Genomic DNA, 20,963 nt, shown 5'->3' with positions numbered 1-20,963 from the left:
CATGTCCCGATTGCGTCTGTTGTTGTCCGACTCCCACGATCCTTTGTTCAATCTGGCGGTGGAAGAGTGCATTTTTCGCCAGATGAACCCGCATCAGCGGGTGCTGTTTCTGTGGCGCAACGCCAATACCGTGGTGATCGGCCGGGCCCAGAACCCCTGGAAGGAGTGCAATACCCGCCGCATGGAAGAGGACGGGGTGACCCTGGCTCGCCGCAGCAGCGGTGGTGGCGCCGTGTTTCACGACCTTGGCAACAGCTGCTTCACCTTCATGGCGGGCAAGCCGGAGTATGACAAGAGCATTTCCACCGCCATCGTGCTGGACGCGCTCAAGCGGCTCGGGGTCGAGGCTTTCGCCTCCGGTCGCAACGATCTGCTGGTGGCGACCCCGGACGGGGAGCGCAAGGTGTCGGGCTCGGCCTATCGGGAGACCCATGATCGCGGCTTTCACCACGGCACCCTGCTGCTGGACGCAGACCTCGGCCGACTCGCCCACTACCTGAACCCCGATCCCAAGAAGCTGGCCGCCAAGGGGATCAGTTCGGTGCGCAGTCGGGTGGCGAACCTCGGCGAGCTGCTGCCGGGCATCGACCATGGCCAGGTGAGTCAGGCCCTGTGCGAGGCCTTCTTCAGTCACTACGGCGAGCGGGTACAGCCCGAGCACATCTCCCCAGAGCGGCTGCCAGACTTGCCCGGCTTTGCCGAGACCTTCGCCCGCCAGCGCAGCTGGGAGTGGAACTTCGGCCACGCCCCCGCCTTCAGCCATCAGCTGGACGAGCGCTTCGGCTGGGGCGGGGTGGAGCTGCACTTCGATGTGGAGAAGGGGGTGATAGGGCGGGCGCAGATCTTCAGCGACAGCCTGGATCCGGCGCCGCTGGATGCGCTGGCCGCGCGCTTGCCCGGGGTGGCTTATCAGGTGGAGGCCATCGACGAGTTGCTGCGCCAGTGGCGCGGCGAGTTCCCGGCCCTGCAGAGCGAGCTGGAGGCATTCTCGCGCTGGTTGCTGGCATCGCTGCGCTGACGCTTTTCTCGCCGTTGGGGCGGGTGGATCACAAAATCAAAAGAGGCGCTCGAAAGGCGCCTTTTTGCCAGCCGTTGTCCGCCCTCATGCATGACAAAAAGTAGGGGAGGCCATTAGTTATTGTCGCTGTTTCAAACGGCGACCCAGGGGTATAAGGGCAGCACATTTGCTGTACTAATGGTATAAAAATGAGTGACTTGGTCTATTTGAAAGATGAAGGCGTCAACGCCATCCACCCCGAATTCAAACGTCGTTTTGCCACAGTCAAAGCCAACTTTTTCTCGCGCAACCCCGATCTCTGGCCGGTCTTTCGTGAACCCGGCTTCGCCACCCTCAACGAGTTTCGCGCCCGCGGCCTGGCCCCGTCGGCGCGGCTGAACGCCTGGCCCGATGGTCGCGCCCGCCTCGCCGACCTGTGCGAGACCATGCCGGTGCCGCAAGCCATGCGCACGCCGGGCGAGCCCATGGCGGAGCTGCTGTTTGCCGGCGCCCTCTCCAAAGACTGGGAGAACCCCTCCAGCGTCGAGAACGTGGTCACCATGTCGGCGGATCCCGCTATCTACGGCGCTCAGATGGGGATCCTCGCCAACCCCAACCTGGTCTACTCCGAGTATGCCGGGGTGGCTGAGGAGCTGGAGAAGAAGGTGGTGCGCCAGATTGCCCTGCTGGCGGGTTACGATCCGGCCCGCGCCACCGGCATCTTCACCCAGGGGGGGACCTTTTGTAACCTCTATGGCTACCTGCTCGGCATTCGCAAGAGCCTGCCCGAGGCCAAGCACAAGGGGCTCGGCCACTATCAGGATTACCGCATCATCAACTCCCAGGGCGGCCACTACTCCAACATCACCAACCTCTCTCTGCTCGGGGTCGACATCGAGAACAAGACCATCCGCATCCAGGTGGGCGAGAACAACGACATCGATCTCGACCATCTGGAGCGCACCCTGACCGCCTGCTTTGCCCTCAAGCACGTGGTGCCCACCATCATGCTCACCATGGGCACCACCGACACCTTCGGGGTGGACCAGGTGAGACCCGTGGTCGAGCTGCGGGATCGCCTCTGCGAGCGGTTCGAGGTGGCGGTCAAGCCGCACATCCACGTGGATGCCGCCATCGGCTGGTCGATGATCTTCTTCCTGGATTACGACTTTGCCGCTAACCCGCTCGCCATCAACGCCGCGACTCTGGCGGGCATAGAGCGCAACGTGAGCCGCTTCGCCGAGCTCAGATACGCCGACTCCTTCACCGTCGACTTCCAGAAGTGGGGTTATGTGCCCTATACCTCCAGCCTGGTGATGATAAAAGAGCAGGATGACCTCAAGGCGATGGAGAACGACCCGGAGAACTTCTCCTACTTCGAGCGGGACATCCAGGGCCAGACCCACCTGCAGTCCACCATCGAGTGTTCCCGCGGGGCGAGCGGTCTGTTTGGTGCCTATGCGGCCCTCAACTACCTGGGGGTCGAGGGGTATCGCACCGTGCTGGCCCACTGCCTGCAAAACGCCAACTACTTCCGCTTCCGGTTAAGCCAGCTTGGCAACGTCAAGCTGGTGGCGCAGGAGAATCAGGGGCCGAGCGTGGGCTTCAAGATCTACAACCCCGAGTGGGTGCAGGACCCCGACGCCGAGTTCGCCTTCGAGCTGGCGCGCAGCACGGACCCCGCCTACAAGGCGCGCCTGCAGCGCAACACCGACTATCACCGCAGCCTGTTTACCGGGCGTGGCAAGGTGGGGCTCTACACCAACTGGGTGGAGGCCATCGCCCACTCCGACTACGACGCCCGCGGCAAGTACTCCTATATCGCCGGTGAGAAGGCGGTCTTTATGAACCCGGCCTGCGGCCGCGAGCAGATCGACGCCTTTATCGACCATATCCGCGGCTGAGAACAGCGTTTCCATATAACAAATGGGCAGGAATAACCTGCCCATTTTTATTGCGCCGTCATTTCAACAATCTGCCTGGGAAATTGGAACCGGGATGGTTATCAATAAGGCCGACAATCATATCGGAGGCCATGAATATATGACGACAGCATGCCGGTGCAAGGTGCGCCGGCATGTTTCGTTCAGGCTATATTTCCAGCCTCGGTATCAGGGGTTGGGTACAGTGCTGGCACAGTCATATTCCTCGCCTTTTAATCCCATGACGTCACAGGTGACGGTCAATACGTCGTTGGGTCTTGCCCAGGCAGGGTCCCAACCACCCATGGGTTCATCATGGCGTTTGTCTTTATAAAGATCCCACATGATCATGCCGGAGGGGGAATATTTGGCGGTGCGCTTGGCAATGTCATCGAGCAGTTCTTTGCTCAGTACCAAATTACCGGTGGCCGGCCTGCCGACTTCGAAGCCGACCGTGATGGGGGGAGCAATCAGCAACTTCTGCGGTTGAATGGATGCGGTCGCATAATTGGGGGACCCTTTTATCAGGGCATGCCCTGGTCGCAGGGTATCGCCGGATTTCAACCAGCTGAAGAAGGAGCCGTAATAATAATCGACCTGCCCCGCCAGATCGCAGGGAATATTGGTATCCCCGCCGCAGTCCGTTTCGCTCAGGTCATAGGACATGATGCCTATGGTGCTGAGCCGGTCTATTTTATGCGGATATTGCAGGGCCGTGTTGTAAATGAGGCCATACAGGTTGCCGCCCCACCAGGCACCGCCATAGGTGTGGCTGGTCTGGGCATTGCTGCCCCAGTTGGCCGACATATTGGGGAGCCCGCCGGTGGCCGGCGCCGCCGTACTCAGCGCAAGCCCGGGATCGATGGCATCGATGGCGCTGTAGAGAGAGCCCAGTATGGCTGCAAACTTGTCGACCGTGTCCGGCATGATCCTGGGATAGGGCTGCTGCGCGGGATCGAGTTGCATGTCGTTGTTATAGACCAGCGGCCCCTTGCCCTGACTCATCAGCTCGGCGGTGTCGAGGTACTCCAGATTGTTGGCCGGGAGCTGCACCGAATCCGGCGTCAGGCGCCAGCTGTAGGCGTTGAGGTCCGCGTGCCAGAACTCTTCGTAGTCCAGATCGATACCCGCCACACCGAGATCGCTGGCCAGCTGAACCACGTTTCGATAGGCCTGATCCGCGGCCTGGCCGGAGATGGGATTGTCGAAGCGGTTGCCGGGGCCAGGGTTGGGGAAGGAGTCATATTTTTCCCCGGCCGGGCCACAGGCATCCACCTTGCCCGCGGTGACATCGTAGTATTCCGGGATACAGCTGAAGTTCCAACCCCCGACGGCAATATAGGTCTCCACCCCGTGCAGCTTGAAGGTGTTGATGATCTCCTTGAGCTGGGAGAAATCGGCAGTGGATTTATTGTCTCTTGGTTTTTTATTGACGGTGGCCGTGTCGCAGACATAGCCGAATAACCCGGTGCAGGCGAGATCGTTTTGCGTGTAATTGATCAGGCTGGGCTGGACGAACGACAGCACCAGTTTATTGAAGTTGCTCTTTTGGCGGGCGACCTGCTGACTCAAGGATTCCAGATTATCCAGCGAGGCATAATAGGCGGGAGTATTAGCCGGGGCATCCGGTCCACTCAAATAGTAAGCGGCGATTTCCGGGGATTGTGCCATCGCATGGCCGGCAGCCAGTGCCGTGAATATACCGAACAGAGCATGCTTTTTCATATAATATCCTTAGTTATCTCTACAAGAGCGCAGTAGAGCCGAAAGCAATATCCTTGCTCTCATACAGGGTTATATTGGATGGAGTTGTTGGCTGTTTGGTTATTGTCTTGGTGCGACTCCTGTCATCAATGGGAGTCTCGATAGTAAGGGGATAAGTTTGTTTTTTGCTGAATGTCAACTGAACGGTTGTTAATGTTTTGTTATTTCCATCTTGGTCAATATGAGGCTGTTGTTTTAAATGCGAGGCATAGCAAGCAGGATGATACTCACAATATCGTGTTCCCCTTATGTCGAATTATATTCAGGATGTTTGAGGGGAATCGGCTGAAGTGGGGTGGCAGCCACGCTCACGAAAAGGGATGGGGAAGGAGAACCCCCCCATCCATGTTGATCCCGGCCCCGTTACTGCTTCTGGATGCTTGTCACCGTCAGCTTGCCAGCCGGGCTTTCGGCGTGGAAGCGCACCGCATCCCCCACCTGCAGATCCTTGAGCAGGGCCGGGTCGGCTACCAGAAACACCATGGTCATGGCGGGCATCTTGAGGTTCGCGATGGCCTCGTGCTTGATGCCGACCTTGCCATTTGCCACGTCGATGCGGCTGATGACCCCCTTGGTCATCACCCTCTCCTGCATCCCCTCCATCTGCTGCATGTCACCCATCTGGCTCATGTCGTGCCCTTGATGGTTCATCATCTCCTCGGCCTGCAGGCCGGTGTGGGTGGCGAGGCCCAGCAGCAGGGTCAGTGTCAGCGTCTTGTAGTTCATGATGGTTTCCTTGTTTGGGTTGTCCGGTTGATCAGGGCGCAGCGGGCGTATCCGTCTGCGCAGTCGTGTGGTCGAGGGTCTTCAGGGTGCGGCTGCGCCAGAGGTAATAGGCGGCGGGCAGCACCAGCAGGGTCAGCACCAGGGCGGTCACCATGCCGCCTATCATGGGGGCGGCGATGCGCTGCATCACCTCTGAGCCGGTGCCCTGGCTCCACATGATGGGCAGAAGGCCGGCGATGATGGTGACCACCGTCATCATCTTGGGGCGCAGGCGCAGGGCGGCGCCGTGGACCACCGCCCGGTGCAGACCGGCCTGGTCCGGTTTGCCGCTGGCCACCAGATCGTCCCAGGCGTGGTTGAGGTAGACCAGCATCAGCACCCCGGTCTCCACCGCCACCCCGGCCAGGGCGATAAAGCCCACCCCCACCGCCACCGAGAGGTTGAAGTCGAGCAGCCAGAGGGTCCAGATCCCGCCCACTACCGCGAGCGGCAGGGTGGTGAGAATGAGCAGCACCTCCTGGAAGCGGTGAAACGCGAGATAGAGCAGCAGCACGATAATGGCGAGGGTCAGGGGCACCACGTAGGTGAGGCGCTCCATGGCCCGCTCCATGTATTCGTACTGACCTGACCAGGTGAGGGCGTAACCCGGTGGCAGCACCAGCTGCTTGTCCACCTCGGCTTTGGCCTCTGCCACAAAGGAGCCGATGTCGCGGCCACGGATGTCCACGTAGACCCAGCCGTTGAGGCGTGCGTTTTCGCTGCGCAGCATGGGCGCCTCGTCGCTGATGTAGACCCGGGCCACGTCCGCCAGGGCGATCCGCTCACCCTTGGGGGTGACCAGGGGCAGCAGTTCAAGGCTGGCCACGGAGTCGCGATAGCTCTGGGGATAGCGCAGGTTGATGGGGTAACGTTCGCGCCCCTCAATGGTCTGCCCCACGTCCATGCCGCCCACCGCGGTGGCGAGCACCGCCTGCACGTCGGCGATGTTAAGGCCGTAGCGGGCCGCCTTGAGCCGATCGATATCCACCTTGACGTAGCGACCGCCCGCCACCCGTTCGGCGTAGACGGAGGCGGCGCCTTCCACCTTGCCGACGATCTGCTCGAGTTGCTGGCCAATCTGCTGGACCACCTTGAGGTCCGGGCCGGCGATCTTGATCCCCACCGGGGTCTTGATGCCGGTGGCCAGCATGTCGATACGGGTCTTGATGGGGGGCACCCAGGCGTTGGTGAGGCCGGGGAAGCGGATGAGGGAGTCGAGCTCTTCTTTCAGCTTCTCCGGGGTCATGTCGGGGCGCCACTGATCCCGGGGCTTGAGCTGGATGCTGGTCTCCATCATCACCAGATCCGCCGGGTCGGTGGCCGAGTCGGCGCGCCCCGCCTTGCCAAACACGTTCTGTACCTCGGGCACGGTGCGGATGAGCTTGTCGGTCTGCTGCAAAATCTCCCGCGCTTTGCCCACCGAGATATTGGCCGCTGTGGTGGGCATGTACATGATGTCCCCCTCATCGAGCGGCGGTATGAACTCGGAGCCCAGGTGCTGGAGTGGCCAGAAGCCCGCGATCGTGACCACCAAGGCGGCGGCGAGGGTGGTTTTGGGGCGAGCCAGCACGGTGTTGAGCAGCGGGATATAGGCCTGGCTCAGGCCACGGTTGAGGGGGTTGGCCTGCTCGGGCAACACCTTGCCGCGGATGAAATAGCCCATGATCACCGGCACCAGCGTGATGGCGAGCGCGGCGGCGGCGGCCATGGCGTAGGTCTTGGTGTAGGCCAGAGGGTGGAACATGCGCCCCTCCTGCGCCTCCAGGGCAAACACCGGCAGGAAGCTCATGGTGATGATGAGCAGGGAGAAGAAGATGGCGGGGCCGACTTCGATGCTCGCTTCGACGATCACTTGCCAGCGGTTCTTCTCGTTAAGCTCGGTGCGCTCCATATGTTTGTGGACGTTCTCTATCATCACGATGGCGCCATCCACCATGGCGCCGATGGCGATGGCGATGCCCCCCAGCGACATGATGTTGGCGTTGATCCCCTGCAGATGCATCACGATGAAGGCGGTCAGAATCGCGATAGGGAGGGTGATGACCACCACCAGCGACGAGCGCAGGTGGAACAGGAAGGCGAGACAGACCAGCACCACCACGGCGAACTCTTCCACCAGCTTGCCAGAGAGGTTGTCGATGGCACGCTGGATAAGGTCGGAGCGATCGTAGACGGTGACGATCTCCACCCCCTCCGGCAGGCTGGATTTGAGCTCGGCCAGCCGCGCCTTGACCCCGTCTATGGTGTGCTGGGCATTCTCGCCGTAACGCATGACGATGATGCCGCCCACCACTTCCCCTTCGCCGTTGAGCTCGGCGATGCCGCGCCGCATCTGGGGGCCGGTGACTACGTCCGCCACGTCACCCAGCAGCAGGGGGGCGCCGCGTACATTGGTGCCGAGCGGAATCTGTTTTAAGTCCTTCACGCTCTTCAAATAGCCATTCGAGCGCACCATGTACTCCGCCTCCGCCATCTCGATGACGGAGGCGCCGGTCTCCTGGTTGCCCTGCTTGATGGCGGTCTCGATGAGGGAGAGCGGGATACCGTAGGCACGCAGCTTGTCCGGATCGACTCGCACCTGGTACTGGCGCACCATGCCGCCTACGGTGGCGACTTCGGAGACGCCGTTCACCGTCTGCAGCTCGTATTTGAGGAACCAGTTCTGCAGCGAGGTAAGCTCGCTGAGATCGTGCTTGCCGGTTTTGTCCACCAGGGCGTACTGGTAGACCCAACCCACCCCGGTGGCGTCCGGCCCGAGCTGGGGCTGGGCCCCGGCAGGCAGATTGGGGGCCACCTGGCTCAGGTACTCCAGCACCCGGGCACGCGCCCAGTAGAGATCCGTGCTGTCGTCAAACAGCACATAGACGAAGGAGTCGCCGAAGAAGGAGTAGCCGCGCACCGTGGTGGCGCCCGGCACCGCCAGCATGGCGGTGGTGAGCGGGTAGGTGACCTGATCTTCCACCACCTGGGGCGCCTGGCCCGGGTAGGCCGTCTTGATGATTACCTGCACGTCGGAGAGATCCGGCAGGGCGTCCACTGGGGTCTGCTTGACCGACCAGAGGCCCCAGGCGGTGAGCATGAGGGTCAACAGCAACACCAGGAAGCGGTTGCCGACGGACCAGCGAATGATGGCAGGGATCATGGTTTGACTACTCCCTCTTGGTGCGGGATAGGCCGCTGGGTGTGGTTACTGCCAAAGCGAATGATGGCGGGGATCATGATTTATCCCCCATCTGGTGCTGGCTGTGATCCATACCCTCCATGTCTGGCATCTCGCCCTTGGCCTCTTTTATTGCGTCGCCTGCGGCCGGTTTATCTTCCGCATGGATCTGGATGATGCGGTACTCGTCCCCCTCCTGCTCCACCTGCAGATGCAGGGTCTGATCCGGTTTCAGCTGGCTGAGGTCCACACCGTCTGCCACGGTAAAGTCCATCTCCATCGCGGGCCATTGCCACTCGGGGATGGGCTGGTGAGAGATGCCGAGGGTGCGCCCGGCGAGATCGATGTTCTGCACCTGGCCCTGGGTCCACACCTGCATGGGACGCACCGCCGTCATGCGCTGGAAGTCCGAATCGATGGCCGATTCGGAGTCGAGCAGGAACTGGGCCGAGCTGACGATGCTGTCACCGGCTTCGACCCCCTCATCGATGGCGACTTTGTCACCAAACTGGGGGCCCAGGGTGACGGCCACCGACTTGAAGTTGCCATCCCCCAGCGCCAGCACCAGCCTGTCCTGGCTGCCGGTGCGGATCACCGCTTCGCTCGGCACCACCAGGCGGGGTTCCCCCTTGCCGGTGCCGATGCTCACCTTGGCGAACATATTGGGTTTCAAAAACTCGTCCGGGTTGTCAAAGCGCAGGCGGACCCGCAGGGTGCGGGTGCTGGCATCCAGGGTGGGGTAGAGGTAATCCACCCGGCCCTGCCAGCGGCGGCCCGGGGCATAGTCCAGGGTCATGGTGACCGGATCGCCGACCTTGATCTGGGCGGCCTGGCGCTCGAACACCTCGGCGCTCACCCACACCTGCTTGAGAGTGCTGATGTTGAACAGGGGCGCGGCGGGTTCCACATACTGGCCTTCCCGCACCTTGAGCTCGGAGACATAGCCGCTGCTCGGGGCGTAGATGCGCACCGTCTCCTGCACCTTGCGGGTGCGCTTGAGCGCCGCTATCTGATCCGCCGGCACCTGCAGGGACTTGAGCTTGCCTTCGGCGGCGCGCAGCAGCAGGGGATTGGTCGTATTGAGCGCCAGCAGGTATTCGTGCTGGGCGTTCACCAGATCCGGGGCGTAGAGATCGTAGATAAAGCTGCCCCTGGTCACCTGCTGCCCCTCGTTCTTGATGGCGAGGTTGCGGATCCAGCCCGCCATCCGGGAGTTGATGGCTTCGAGGCGCTCCTCGTCATAACCCACATAGCCCACCGTCTCGATCTGCTGGTGGACGGGCAGTTTCTCCACCTTGGCCAGCCGCACCCCCAGGTTCTGCTGGATCTCGGGGCTGATGGTGACGGTGCCGGGGGAGCCGCCCTGCTTCTCTTCATAGACGGGGATGAAGTCCATCCCCATGTTGTCCTTGGCGGGGCCGTCGCGCTTGTCGCGGGGATCCATGGGGTTGACCCAGTAGAGCGGTGTCTTCTCCTTGGCGGTGGCGCCACCGTCCGTCTGTTTGGCGGCCCAGTAGCCGCCACCTGCCCCGAGGGCGAGCAGCAGGGCGGAGACGAGCAATTTCTGGCTCATAGGAAACCTCCTGTCCGGGACGGGTGGGGCAGGTAGGCGCAGTGGGCAAGAGGTGCGGGGCGGCCGTGTTTGGCCACGGGGCTGGGGATCGGGGCAAATGACATGATACTTCTTCTCTTCTGTCAGAGCGCCGGAGGGGTGTGCAGGCAAGGCATCACCAGAGTCCGGGCGGCAAACGGGGCGCAGCTGTGTCAGCGCGCACGGCTCCCTGTGCCATGGCCGGGTCAGCCGGCGACACAGGGTCAGGCAAGGTGGGCGGCAACGGGCAAGGGCCGCCCCGAGAGAAGTGCTTTCTAGTGGCGCAGCACCGACAGCATCAGGTGTCGGCGCGGCCAGGAGGGAGGGTGGGTGCCGCGGGATCGCAGGAAGGGATCCCGCAGCCAGTTGTCCAGCACACTGCCGGCCGTCCCGAGGGGCAGCAGCAACAGCGGCAGGGCGAGCAGGGTCAGCAGGGCGGCCAGCAGCGGCAAGCCAGGGCTGCTGCTCGAGGTGAGCCCGCCGTGCATCTGGCACTCCTGGCTGGCGGCATCTGGTGCCCCGGCATCCTGGGATGCCCCGTGGCAGGAGAGTCCCTGCATGGGGCTGCTGCTCATGGCCTGATGCTCTTGCGCCATGGCGGCGTTGAGGGCATCCAGCCCGTGCCAGCCGATGCAGAGGGTGAGATTGCAGACGAGCATCAGCCCCAGCAGCAGCCGGGCAATGCGTTCTGTGGGCAATCTCGATGAGAGCATGGGGAAAATCCTGACAATGACTGGGGACACTGTAAACCTTGCCTTGAGGAGAAGGTCAATGGCCCCGGCCGTGTCAGAGAGGGGCTTGATGAATCGTTAAGCGTCACTTAACGATGGCGTATAGCCAACCCTAATGAAGCCGGCTTCTTCGCTCGTTAGGATGCGTACCAGTCAGAAGTTGCCAGGGCATCAAACCGGGGGTTTGAGCCGTCTCTCTGGCGAGTCTCCATCCAGTTCATTGTTCGGGAGTAACGATATGCAGCAACGACGGCTGGCGCTGATGCTTGCAGCCTTGCTGAGTCCCTCTGCCATGGCCGGTGGCCTTGCCTTGTATGAAACCAGCGCGGCCAACAGTGCCCTGGCCAACGCAGGGGCGGCCGCCCGCGCCCAGGGGGCGGAGACCATCGCCAGCAATCCGGCCGGCATGACCAGGCTGGCAGGCACCCAGTTGCAGGTCAATGGCGGTGTGGTATATGGCGAGCTCGAGCTGGATCTGGAGCAGGGGGGCAACAACGGCGGCAATGCCCTGCAGAGCGCCCCGCTCGGCAGCCTCTATCTGACCCACGCTCTCGATGAGCAGTGGGTCGCCGGCCTCGGGCTCTTCGGCAGCCACGGGCTGGGGATCGATTATGGCGAGGGGTGGCAGGGGCGTGGCTATGTGCAGTCTGCCAAGCTGACCGGGATCGCCTTTGCTCCCAGCCTGGCGTATCGCGTCGATGACCACTGGTCGGTGGGGGCCAGCCTGATCGCCATGCATGGGGCGCTGGAGGCCTCACTGGACATGACGCCGAACGGTTCAACCAGTCAGGCATTTTCCGACAGCGACTGGGCATATGGCGCCTCCTTCGGGGTGCTCTACGAGCTGGATAACGACTCCCGCATCGGGTTGAGCTACTTCTCCGAATTGAAGTGGGAGCTGGACGATCAGCCGTTGAGCCGACTGAATGGAGCCGGGCTGGGGGTGGAGATGATGATCCCGCAGACCCTGACCCTGAGTGGCTATCACCAGCTCAACCCGCAATGGGCCCTGCTGGCCAGTGCCAACTGGCAGCAGTGGTCCCGCTTTGGCGAGGTGGATCTCGCGTCGGGACAGCAGAGCCGAACCCTTGATATGCAGTACCAGGACACCTGGCACCTGAGCCTGGGTGCCCAGTTCGATGTGACGCCGGCCCTGCGCCTGAGCAGCGGCATCGGCTATGACAGCAGCGCCGTGGACGACGTGCACCGCACTGTTACCCTCCCGCTGGGCGAGAGCTGGCGCTGGGGTCTGGGGGCCAGCTATCAGCTGACACCAGCCACCAGGCTGGAAGCCAGCTATACCCTGGCCTGGCTGGGCGACATGGCGGTGGATCAACAGGGGGTAGGTCGCCCCCAGCTGTCAGGTACCTACCACAACAGCTACCTGAACTTCTTGAGCATAGGGGTGCAGCACCAGTTCTGAGGCCTGACTCGTCACGTTGGGAGGTGGCCGGCTATGTGTTCTCTTGCCGGCGAACGTTGACGATAAAAAAAGCCCCTCCATGAAGGAGGGGCCGGGGCAGCGTGACTTGAGTGGTCAGGCCCGTTTTTCCGAGCGCCGCATGATGAGGCGGAAGAAGAGCGGGATGAAGAAGATGGCGATGAAGGTCGCCGCCAGCATGCCGCCGATGACCGGCCAGCCGAGGGCGTGGCGGCTCGCGGCGCCGGCGCCGCTGGAGGTGACCAGGGGCACACAGCCGAGGATAAACGCCAGCGAGGTCATCACGATGGGGCGAAAACGCAGGCGCGCCGCCTCCAGGGCCGACTCGATGAGGGTCATCCCTTCTTCATGCTTCATCACCGCGAACTCCACGATCAGGATGGCGTTCTTGGCCGCCAACCCCACCAGCGTCACCAGACCTATCTGGAAGTAGACGTTGTTGGTGAGCCCCACGGCCCAGGTGGCGAGCAGGGCGCCGAACAGGGCGAACGGCACGGCGGTGATCACCGCAAACGGCAGGCTCCAGCGCTCATACTGGGCGGCCAGGATGAGGAAGATCATCACGATGCCAAAGCCAAACGCCGTGGCGGCGCTGCCGGCGGCCGCTTTCTCCTGGTAGGCGGCGCCGGTCCACTCCAGCTTGGCGTCGTTGCCAAGGGTCTGGGCGGCGATCTCCTCCAGGGCGGCAATGGCCTGACCCGAGCTCACCCCAGGCGCCGGCTGGGCCATGATCTTGGCGGCCGGGAAGATGTTGAAACGCTCCACCAGTTCGGGGCCGGTGGCATCGCGCACCGTTACCAGGCTGGTGAGGGGGATCATCTCGCCGCTGTTGGAGCGGACATAGACGTTGCGGATGTCATCCTTCTTGGCACGGTAGTCCGCCTCGGACTGCAACTGGACCCGGTAGGTACGACCGAACTGGTTGAAGTCGTTGACGTAGACCTGGCCGAAAGTGGCCTGCATGGTGTCGAACACGGCGTTGATGGGCAGCCCCAGCGCCTTGGCCTTCTCGCGGTCGAGATCCAGGTAGACCTGGGGCACGTTGGCGCGGAAGGTGGTGCTCACGCTGGCGAACTCAGGGCGCTGCTTGGCGGCATCGATCAGGCGTTGCACCTCGCCCGCGAAGGCGTGCACGTCGCCGGTGCCGCGGTTCTGCAGATAGCCTTCGAGGCCGCCGGTGGTGGACATGCCCTGGATGGGAGGCGGGTTGAAGGTGGCGGTGAAGCCATCGGCCAGCCCCATCAGGCTCATCCCCTGGAAGGTCTTGGCCAGGGAGAAGGAGTCCTGACCCTCGCCCTGACGCTCTTTCCAGTCTTTCAGGGTGATGAAGGTGAGGCCGCGGTTGCTGATGATGGAGCCGGACAGGATGTCAAAGCCCGAGAAAGTGACCACGTCCTTCACGCTGGGGTTGGCCATGGCCATCTTGTCAAAATCATTGGCGACCGCCTGGGTACGGGTCAGGGCGGCGGCATCGGGCAGCATCACGGAGCCGATGAGATAGCCCTGATCCTCGTCCGGCACCAGGGCGCCCGGCACCTTGTGGAACAGCACATAGCTGCTGGCGAGGATGATGGCGATGATGCCAAAGGCCACGCCGACCCGGCGGTTGAGGAAGGCCACCCCGCGCACATAGCGGCGGGTCAGCTGATCAAAGGCATTGTTGAACCAGACGAAGAAGCGGGCCGGCTGGTGATGGCCCTCTTTGAGCAGGATGGCGCACAGGGCCGGCGACAGGGTGAGCGCCACCAGGCCGGAGATGGCCACCGACACGGCGATGGTGATGGCGAACTGCTTGTACATCACCCCGGTCATGCCACCCATGAAGGCGACCGGCAGGAACACGGCGCAGAGCACCAGAACGATGGCGACCACGGGGCCGGAGACCTCCTGCATGGCGAGGATGGCGGCCTCCTTGGCGGAGCACTTCTTCTCGCTCATGATCCGCTCGACGTTCTCCAGCACCACGATGGCGTCATCCACCACGATACCGATGGCGAGCACCATGCCGAACAGGGTCAGCAGGTTGATGGAGAAGCCCAGCATCAGCATGCCGGCGAAGGTACCGATGAGCGACACCGGCACCGCGATACAGGGGATCAGGGTGGCGCGGAAGTTCTGCAGGAACAGGTAGACCACCACGAACACCAGCACGATCGCCTCGAGCAGGGTCTTGACCACCTCCTCGATGGAGATCTTCACGAACTCTGTGGTGTCGTAGGGGATCTGGTATTCCACGTCCTGCGGGAAACGGCCCTGCAGGCGATCCATGGTCTCGCGCACCTGATCGGCCACCGCCACCGCGTTGGCACCTGGTTGCAGGTAGGTGGCGATACCGATGGCCGGCTTGCCGTTGGCACGGGCCAGCACGTCGTAGTCCTTGCCGCCGAGCTCGACCCGGGCCACGTCTTTGACCCGGATCTTGGAGCCGTCCGGCATGGCGCGGATGATGATGTTCTGGAACTCCTTCACGTCATCGAGGCGCCCCTTGGTCTGCACCGTGTAGGTGAAGTCGGTGGGGGTGCTGGTGGGCTGGGAGCCGATCTTGCCCGCCGCGAACTGGGTGTTCTGTTCGCGGATGGCACCGATCACGTCGCTCGGGGTGAGCTGCAGCTGGGCCAGCCGGTCCGGGCGCAGCCAGATCCGCATGGCGTAGTCGGTACCGCCGAACAGGGAGGTGTCCCCCACGCCGGGAATCCGCTTGAGCTCGTCGATGATGTTGAGCAGGGCGTAGTTCGACAGATAGGTGGTATCAAACGAGCCGCTGGGGGACTGCAGGGTGATCACCTGCAGGATGGAGGTGGACTTCTTGCGCACCGTCACCCCCTGCTTCTTCACCTCTTCCGGCAGCTGGGCCATGGCGGCCGAGACCCGGTTGTTGACGTCGATGGTCGCCTGATCGGGATCGACCCCGATGTCGAAGTAGACGTTGAGGTTCATCTGGCCGTTGGAGGCGGAGCCGGATTGCATGTAGATCATGTTCTCGACCCCGTTGACCTGCTGTTCAATGGGGGCGGCCACGGTCTGGGAGATCACCTCCGGGGTGGCACCCGGGTAGAAGGCGGTCACCGAGACCACGGCGGGGGTGATCTGGGGATACTGCTCCACCGGGAGCGCGCGCATTGCCGCCATCCCGCCCAGCACTATGATGATCGAAATCACGCTGGCGAAGATGGGGCGTTCGATAAAGAACTTGGAAAACATGGGGGCTCCTTATTTGCCAGCGGCACCCTGGGTGATCTTGGCGTTTATCGCCTTCATCTCCTCGGCGGAAACCGGTTTGACCACGGCGCCGGGACGAGCCTTCATCAGCCCCTCGACGATGTAGCGATCGCCGGCCTGCAGGCCTTTGTCGATCAATACGCCGCTGTCGACCACCGACCCCAGTTTGACCGGACGGGGCACCACCTTGTTGTCGGCATCCACCACCATCACCATGCGGTCGGCCTGGGACTGGACGATGGCGCGGGGCGGCACCACGATGGCGTTCTTGCGGGTGCCCAGATCGATGGTCATGCGCACGAACTGGCCGGGCAGCAGGACCCCGTTCTTGTTGTCGAAGATGGCGCGGGCGCGAATGGTGCCGGTGGCCGGGTCGACCCGGCTGTCGGAGAAGTTGAGCTTGCCCGCCTGGGGGTAGACGGAGCCGTCGGCCAGCCGGATGTGGGTACGCCAGTTGGTGGCGTCCTTGGCTTCAATCAACCCTTGCTTCACCGCATTATCGAAGTTGAGGCGATCCTGCTCCGAGTAGGAGAAGTTGACGTAGAGCGGGTCGAACTGGGTGATGGTGGTGAGCAGGCCATTCTCGCCGCTGGTGGAGATGAGGCTCCCCTCGGACTGGGAGCTCTTGCTCGCCATGCCGTTGATGGGGGCGGTGACCTGGGTATAGCTGAGGTTGAGCTCCGCCTCTTTCACCTTGGCCTGGGCGGCCTGGTGACTGGCGACGGCGGCTTCGTAGTTGGCGATGGTGTCGTCATAGTCCTTGCGGCTCACCACCTGACGCTTGAACAGCGGGATGATGCGATCGCGGTCGGCGCGGGCCTTGTTGAGGCGCGCCTGCTCCTGGGCCAGGGTGCCCTTGGCCTGCTCCAGCGCCACCTTGTAGGGCTCGGGGTCGATCAGGAACAGCGCCTGACCGGCGGTGACCGGCTGCCCTTCGATGTAGGTCCGTTTGAGCAGGATGCCGCTCACCCGGGAGCGCACGTCGATCTCGCGAAAGCCGGCGGTCTCGCCCACCATCTCGGTGGTCAGCGGCACGTCGGTCAGCTTGACCTCGGCCACCACCACGGGCACCGGCGGCAGTGCCTGGGCACCGGCGGCGGGTTCATCACCACAGGCGGTCAGTGCGCTGGCCAGTGCCAGGGCGATACAGCCGCGCTTGAACATCTCTTCCCTGACGGATTGCACCTTCATCATCACACTCCTGTGGGATGGTGCACGATTGCCGCGCCCACCCTTTCTCTTCATGAACATGGTTAACTGCATGGTTACAAATTTAACTTATTGGATTACTGACAGTTTTTTAATGATAAAGCACGAATATTGAACCCAAGCTGCTCGGCAGTGAAAGTTGTCTGCATCTGGCGGCATGGGGGCGAGGAGCCAGCGACAGTCTGTGTCAGCCCGCAGGCCTCTTTCGGCGTGGCGTTGTCCGGATGCGAGGGCTCAGGGAGAAATTATAAGAAGGAAAAAACGGGGGAAGTGGGGGCTTGGTCACAGAGGGGGCGTCAAATGCCCCCTCTGTTGTCGTTATCAGGCGAAGCAAGCCCAGATGGGGGCGTGGTCGGAGGGCTTCTCGATGCCGCGCAGCTCGTAGTCGATGCCGGTCTCGGTCACCTTGTCCTTGAGGGCGTCGGAGGCCATGATGAGGTCGATGCGCAGGCCGCGGTTCTCGTCAAAGCCCTTGGAGCGGTAGTCGAACCAGGAGAAACGCTCGCACTCGGTGGGGTTGGCGGCGCGGAAGGTGTCGGTCAGGCCGAACCCTTTCAGACGCTCCATCCACTCGCGCTCGATGGGCAGGAAGGAGCACTTGCCGTCCCGCAGCCAGCGCTTGCGGTTCGCCTCGCCGATGCCGATGTCGAGATCGGTGGGGGAGATATTCATATCCCCGATCAGCACCAGCTGGTCACCCGGGGTGTGATTGGTCTCGAGGTAGTGCTGCAGATCCTCGTAGAACTTCTGCTTGGCCGGGAACTTGGTTTCGTGATCCTGGCTCTCTCCCTGCGGGAAGTAGCCGTTCATCACCTTGATGAGGGAGCCGTCTTCGCGCTCGAAGGTGGCCATGATCATGCGGCGCTGGGCCTCTTCATCGTCGGTGGGGAAGCCTTTCTCCACCTTGACCGGCTTCTGCTTGCTCATGATGGCGACCCCGTAGTGGGCCTTCTGGCCGTGGAACTCGACGTGATAGCCCATGGCCTCCACATCGGCCAGCGGGAAGGCTTCGTCGTGTACCTTGATCTCCTGCAGGCCGATCACATCCGGCTGATGCTTGTCGATGATGGCTTGCAGCTGGTGCAGACGGGCGCGCAGGCCATTGATATTGAAAGAGATGATCTTCATGTCCGGGATGCTCATGTCATTTTTATAAGTGGCTATTGGACTAGGAATCGGCGGTGGATGCAAGTGAAGGCGAGCTGCCACCTCTGGGGTGGTACGCCCGTTGCGCCTAGGCTTAACGGGTCATCTTCTTGACAAACACCACCACAAACAGCGCCAGGGTAAAGCTGCCGGTGAAGGCCTCGAAGGCGGCGAAGATCCGCGACAGCCCCACCGGGGTGAAGTCCCCGTACCCTAGCGTGGTGAAGGTCACCACGCTGTAGTAGAGGCACTCCAGCAGGAAGATGGCGTTCTGCTCGAAAGGGGCGCCGGGCCGATAGACGAGGTGGTTGCCGTTGAAGCTCAGGCCAAAGAAGAAGTAGAAGAGGCTGCAGATGAAGATGAGCAGCAGGGAGAAGAGCACCACCCGCATGGGGGCCTCGCCGTAGCCGCAGAAGAGATCGACGATCCAGGAGGTGAAACGGCGGCCGGACCAGAATGGCAGCTGCAGCCGGCGCATGGTGAGCTCCTGCTGGATGTAGCGGCCGGACATGGTGAAGATGCCCTGGGCTTCCGAGGCCTTGCGCAGATCCCGGTAGGTCTCCTCGGCCTCCTTGAACCAGATCCGGGCCTGCACCGGGTCCCGCTCGCGGCGCCCCTTTCTGTCCTGCATCAGCCGTTTGCCGGTATCCAGGTTGTCGAGGCGGGTGTTGTGCCAGCGGATGCCGAGCAGGTTGACGTCGTCGAGGGTGGCGCAGTGCAAGTTGGCATCGCTCAGATCCGCCTTCATCAGGCTGCCCCCTTTCATGCGCAAACCGTAGAGGTGAGCCCCCTGCAGATTGGCCCGGTAGAGGTTGCACTGCTCCAGCAGAAAGCCGTGCGGCGCGCCCTTCTTCACCAGATTGAGCCCGGCCAGGTTGGCGCGGGCCAGTTGCAGGCCGTGGCACAGGCCGCCCTGGTGGACGTAGTGCTCCAGCTCGCGGGCGGTGTGGGGATCCTGATGCTGGCCATGGGGATCATGCCAGCGGCACAGATCATGCTCCCCCGCCTCTTCGCTGCAGTGGCGGCCATCCGCCACCAGATATCGACACATGGCCATCGCCCGTCTCCTCCCCTTGCCGAGTCAGTATCAGCATAGGCGAGCGGCCGGCGAGCGGGGTCAGCTGAGCTGGGTAAACTCCTGACGCAGCTTGCGAAAACGGTCCTGCTGGGCCGGGTTGAGGGGGATGCCGTCCAGCACCTCCAGGGTCTCCTTGCACTCGGCGCCAAACTCCGGGCTCTTGCGATTCTTCTGCATCAGCTGCAGCAGCACCTGGATCTTGTTGAGGGCGGCACCGGTATTGGCCGGGGCCCGGCGCAGCGCCTCGCGAAAGTGGCCGAGCGCCTGCTCCAGCTCGCCGGACTGATAGGCCTTGATGCCCAGTTCGTTGAGCTGCTGGTAACGCTGGCGGCGTTCCAGCACCGTCTTGTCGTCGCGGGTGGCCTGGATGCAGGTGGTGAGCAGTCGATCCTCGTCTTCGGCCAGCAGTGCCTGCAGGCTCTCGGCGTATTCGAACTCGCCGAGCTGATAGAGGGCGAGTATGGTCTCGCCCAGCAGGCTGGGGGGCATGGTGGCCGGCTGATCGAGCCAGTTCTGGTTGGCTCGGTAGAGCATCTTCTTGCCCTTGAGCAGCTCCCCCAGGGCGATCTGCACCCTGGCCTGGCAGATCTGCTCGAACACCGGGTAATTGAACTCCGCCATCATCAACGAATCGCGAATGCGCGACAGGGCCGAGTTGACCTGCTTTTGCAGGTTGGCGATGTGGTAGATGTCGTTGCTGTTGAGGGCGTAGAGGGTCAGCGCCTGGATATAGGCCCCCAGATAGTGGGGGGTGCGGTGGATCGAGTTGCGCGACAGGTCGATGAGGGAGAGCAGCACGTCCTTGGCCTGGGCGTAGTCGTGGCGCAGCAGGCACACCTCCGCCAGCCGGCGGGAGAGCTGTACCGACTGGGGCGAGATATCCACCGCCCGCTTGAGCTCCTGCTGGGCCTGCTCGTCATTGCCGAGCGCCAGCAGGGATTCCGCTAGCCAGAGGTGGGCCTCCACCATCAGCGGGGTGTTCTTGAGGGTCGCCTGCAGGTGGCTCACCGCCTCCTCGTGCAGACCCAGGGTGTGGCACGCCTTGCCGAGGGTGAGCCGGGCCCAGCTGTTCTCCTGGCCGGCCAGCAGCTGGCGCATCAGGCTGCGGGCCTCCTTGGCCTGGCCCAGCTTGAGCTGGGTATCGGCCTGCAGACAGCGGCAGAAGTTGGCAAAGCGCGGCACCGCATCGGCCCGCTCGGCGCAGGCGGCGAGCAGGGTGGTCAGGTTCTCCTCGGCGAGGGCGCTGAACACGCTCTCCAGCGCCTGGCGACGGGCGAGGGCACGTTTGAGGCGAAACGAGAACTGCTCCTGGGAGAAGGGCTTCATCAGGTATTCGTCGGGCTCGGCCTCCAGCGCGCTCAGCACCATGGCGCGGGAGCTGTCACCACTCACCATGATCACCACGCTCTGGGGCGGGATGAGCTTCTGATCCCGCAGGCTCTCCAGCAGCTGACGACCGTTCTCGCCAACCCCCAGCTCGTAATCGATGAGGTAGATGTCGAAGGACTCTTTCTGGCAGCGTCGTCTGGCCTCTTCGGCCGAGTTGACATAGGTGATGCGACTGATGCCGATGTTGATCAGCATCGCCTTCATCATCACCTGAAAGGAGCGCTGTTCGTTGACCAGCAGGATGCGCTTCGGTTTGGGTGGGGCTTTTTTCTCTGGCTCGGATTCCGGTGTCTGCATCTGTCTGGTCAGGGCGCTACGGGCGGATAACAGAAGTGTGCCACCAAAGCGCGCAGACAGGCAATTGAACATCCATGCCGCCGCCGTTTTTCCTCTGGCAAGGGGGCGCCGGGCCTGAAAAAAACCGCCGCGGCCCTTGATCCCGGTCAAGCGGGCGCTGGATTGCACTGGCGGCGCCCACGCCGGTTTTTAGACTGAAAAGAGGCGGGCCGCGGGCCTGCCTTCGACCATCCAGTGACCACAAGGAGGAATCA

The 20,963-nt window shown here is 62.7% G+C and carries 13 protein-coding genes; 3 read left to right on the top strand and 10 right to left on the bottom strand.

Annotated elements, in window-relative coordinates; genetic code table 11:
• Position 1: 1 nt before the first annotated feature.
• Positions 2–1,018: a lipoate--protein ligase A gene (locus I6L33_RS19360; RefSeq protein ID WP_010633377.1), complete on the top strand. Its 1,017-nt coding sequence runs from the start codon at positions 2–4 to the stop codon at positions 1,016–1,018.
• A 188-nt stretch (positions 1,019–1,206) separates the two neighbouring features.
• Positions 1,207–2,901: a pyridoxal-dependent decarboxylase gene (locus tag I6L33_RS19355; RefSeq protein WP_201882288.1), complete on the top strand. Its 1,695-nt coding sequence runs from the start codon at positions 1,207–1,209 to the stop codon at positions 2,899–2,901.
• Positions 2,902–3,108: 207 nt separating this feature from the next.
• Here I6L33_RS19355 and I6L33_RS19350 read toward each other — a convergent pair whose 3' ends face one another.
• The 5 genes from I6L33_RS19350 to I6L33_RS19330 form a co-directional block, all read right to left on the bottom strand.
• Positions 3,109–4,644, bottom strand: coding sequence for a glycosyl hydrolase family 18 protein (locus tag I6L33_RS19350; protein ID WP_216973149.1), 1,536 nt, complete (start codon positions 4,642–4,644; stop codon positions 3,109–3,111).
• Between the two features lie 402 nt (positions 4,645–5,046).
• Positions 5,047–5,409, bottom strand: a complete 363-nt coding sequence (locus tag I6L33_RS19345; protein ID WP_017780702.1) for a copper-binding protein — start codon at positions 5,407–5,409, stop codon at positions 5,047–5,049.
• 31 nt (positions 5,410–5,440) lie between these two features.
• Positions 5,441–8,590, bottom strand: a complete 3,150-nt coding sequence (locus I6L33_RS19340; protein WP_216973148.1) for an efflux RND transporter permease subunit — start codon at positions 8,588–8,590, stop codon at positions 5,441–5,443.
• Between the two features lie 73 nt (positions 8,591–8,663).
• The gene (locus I6L33_RS19335) at positions 8,664–10,181 is read right to left on the bottom strand and encodes an efflux RND transporter periplasmic adaptor subunit (RefSeq protein WP_216973147.1); all 1,518 of its coding nucleotides are present in this window, start codon (positions 10,179–10,181) and stop codon (positions 8,664–8,666) included.
• Positions 10,182–10,474: 293 nt separating this feature from the next.
• Positions 10,475–10,912, bottom strand: a complete 438-nt coding sequence (locus I6L33_RS19330; protein ID WP_216973146.1) for a hypothetical protein — start codon at positions 10,910–10,912, stop codon at positions 10,475–10,477.
• A gap of 256 nt (positions 10,913–11,168) precedes the next feature.
• Here I6L33_RS19330 and I6L33_RS19325 point away from each other — a divergent pair, with 256 nt between their 5' ends.
• Positions 11,169–12,353 (top strand): OmpP1/FadL family transporter, encoded by a 1,185-nt coding sequence (locus I6L33_RS19325; protein WP_216973145.1) that lies wholly within the window; start codon positions 11,169–11,171, stop codon positions 12,351–12,353.
• A gap of 114 nt (positions 12,354–12,467) precedes the next feature.
• On the opposite strand, the gene I6L33_RS19320 is transcribed toward I6L33_RS19325, so the two are convergent.
• The 5 genes from I6L33_RS19320 to I6L33_RS19300 form a co-directional block, all read right to left on the bottom strand.
• Positions 12,468–15,572 (bottom strand): efflux RND transporter permease subunit, encoded by a 3,105-nt coding sequence (locus I6L33_RS19320; RefSeq protein ID WP_017786317.1) that lies wholly within the window; start codon positions 15,570–15,572, stop codon positions 12,468–12,470.
• A 9-nt stretch (positions 15,573–15,581) separates the two neighbouring features.
• Entirely contained in the window at positions 15,582–16,781 is a 1,200-nt protein-coding gene (locus I6L33_RS19315; protein WP_005302965.1) for an efflux RND transporter periplasmic adaptor subunit, read from the bottom strand.
• Positions 16,782–17,120: 339 nt separating this feature from the next.
• The gene (gene xthA, locus I6L33_RS19310; RefSeq protein WP_005302963.1) at positions 17,121–17,927 is read right to left on the bottom strand and encodes an exodeoxyribonuclease III; all 807 of its coding nucleotides are present in this window, start codon (positions 17,925–17,927) and stop codon (positions 17,121–17,123) included.
• Positions 17,928–18,039: 112 nt separating this feature from the next.
• Positions 18,040–19,002 carry an ion channel gene (locus tag I6L33_RS19305; RefSeq protein ID WP_019840163.1) on the bottom strand — a complete coding sequence of 321 codons (963 nt, stop codon included), beginning with the start codon at positions 19,000–19,002 and terminating at the stop codon, positions 18,040–18,042.
• A 60-nt stretch (positions 19,003–19,062) separates the two neighbouring features.
• Complete coding sequence (locus I6L33_RS19300; protein WP_010633387.1) at positions 19,063–20,709, bottom strand: tetratricopeptide repeat-containing response regulator; 1,647 nt, start codon at positions 20,707–20,709, stop codon at positions 19,063–19,065.
• Positions 20,710–20,963 lie beyond the last annotated feature (254 nt).

The organism is Aeromonas sp. FDAARGOS 1403 (assembly GCF_019047325.1).
GTDB lineage: Bacteria > Pseudomonadota > Gammaproteobacteria > Enterobacterales > Aeromonadaceae > Aeromonas > Aeromonas dhakensis.
Note: the sequence above shows the minus strand (reverse complement) of the source record. Positions and strands in the feature narration are given on the sequence as shown.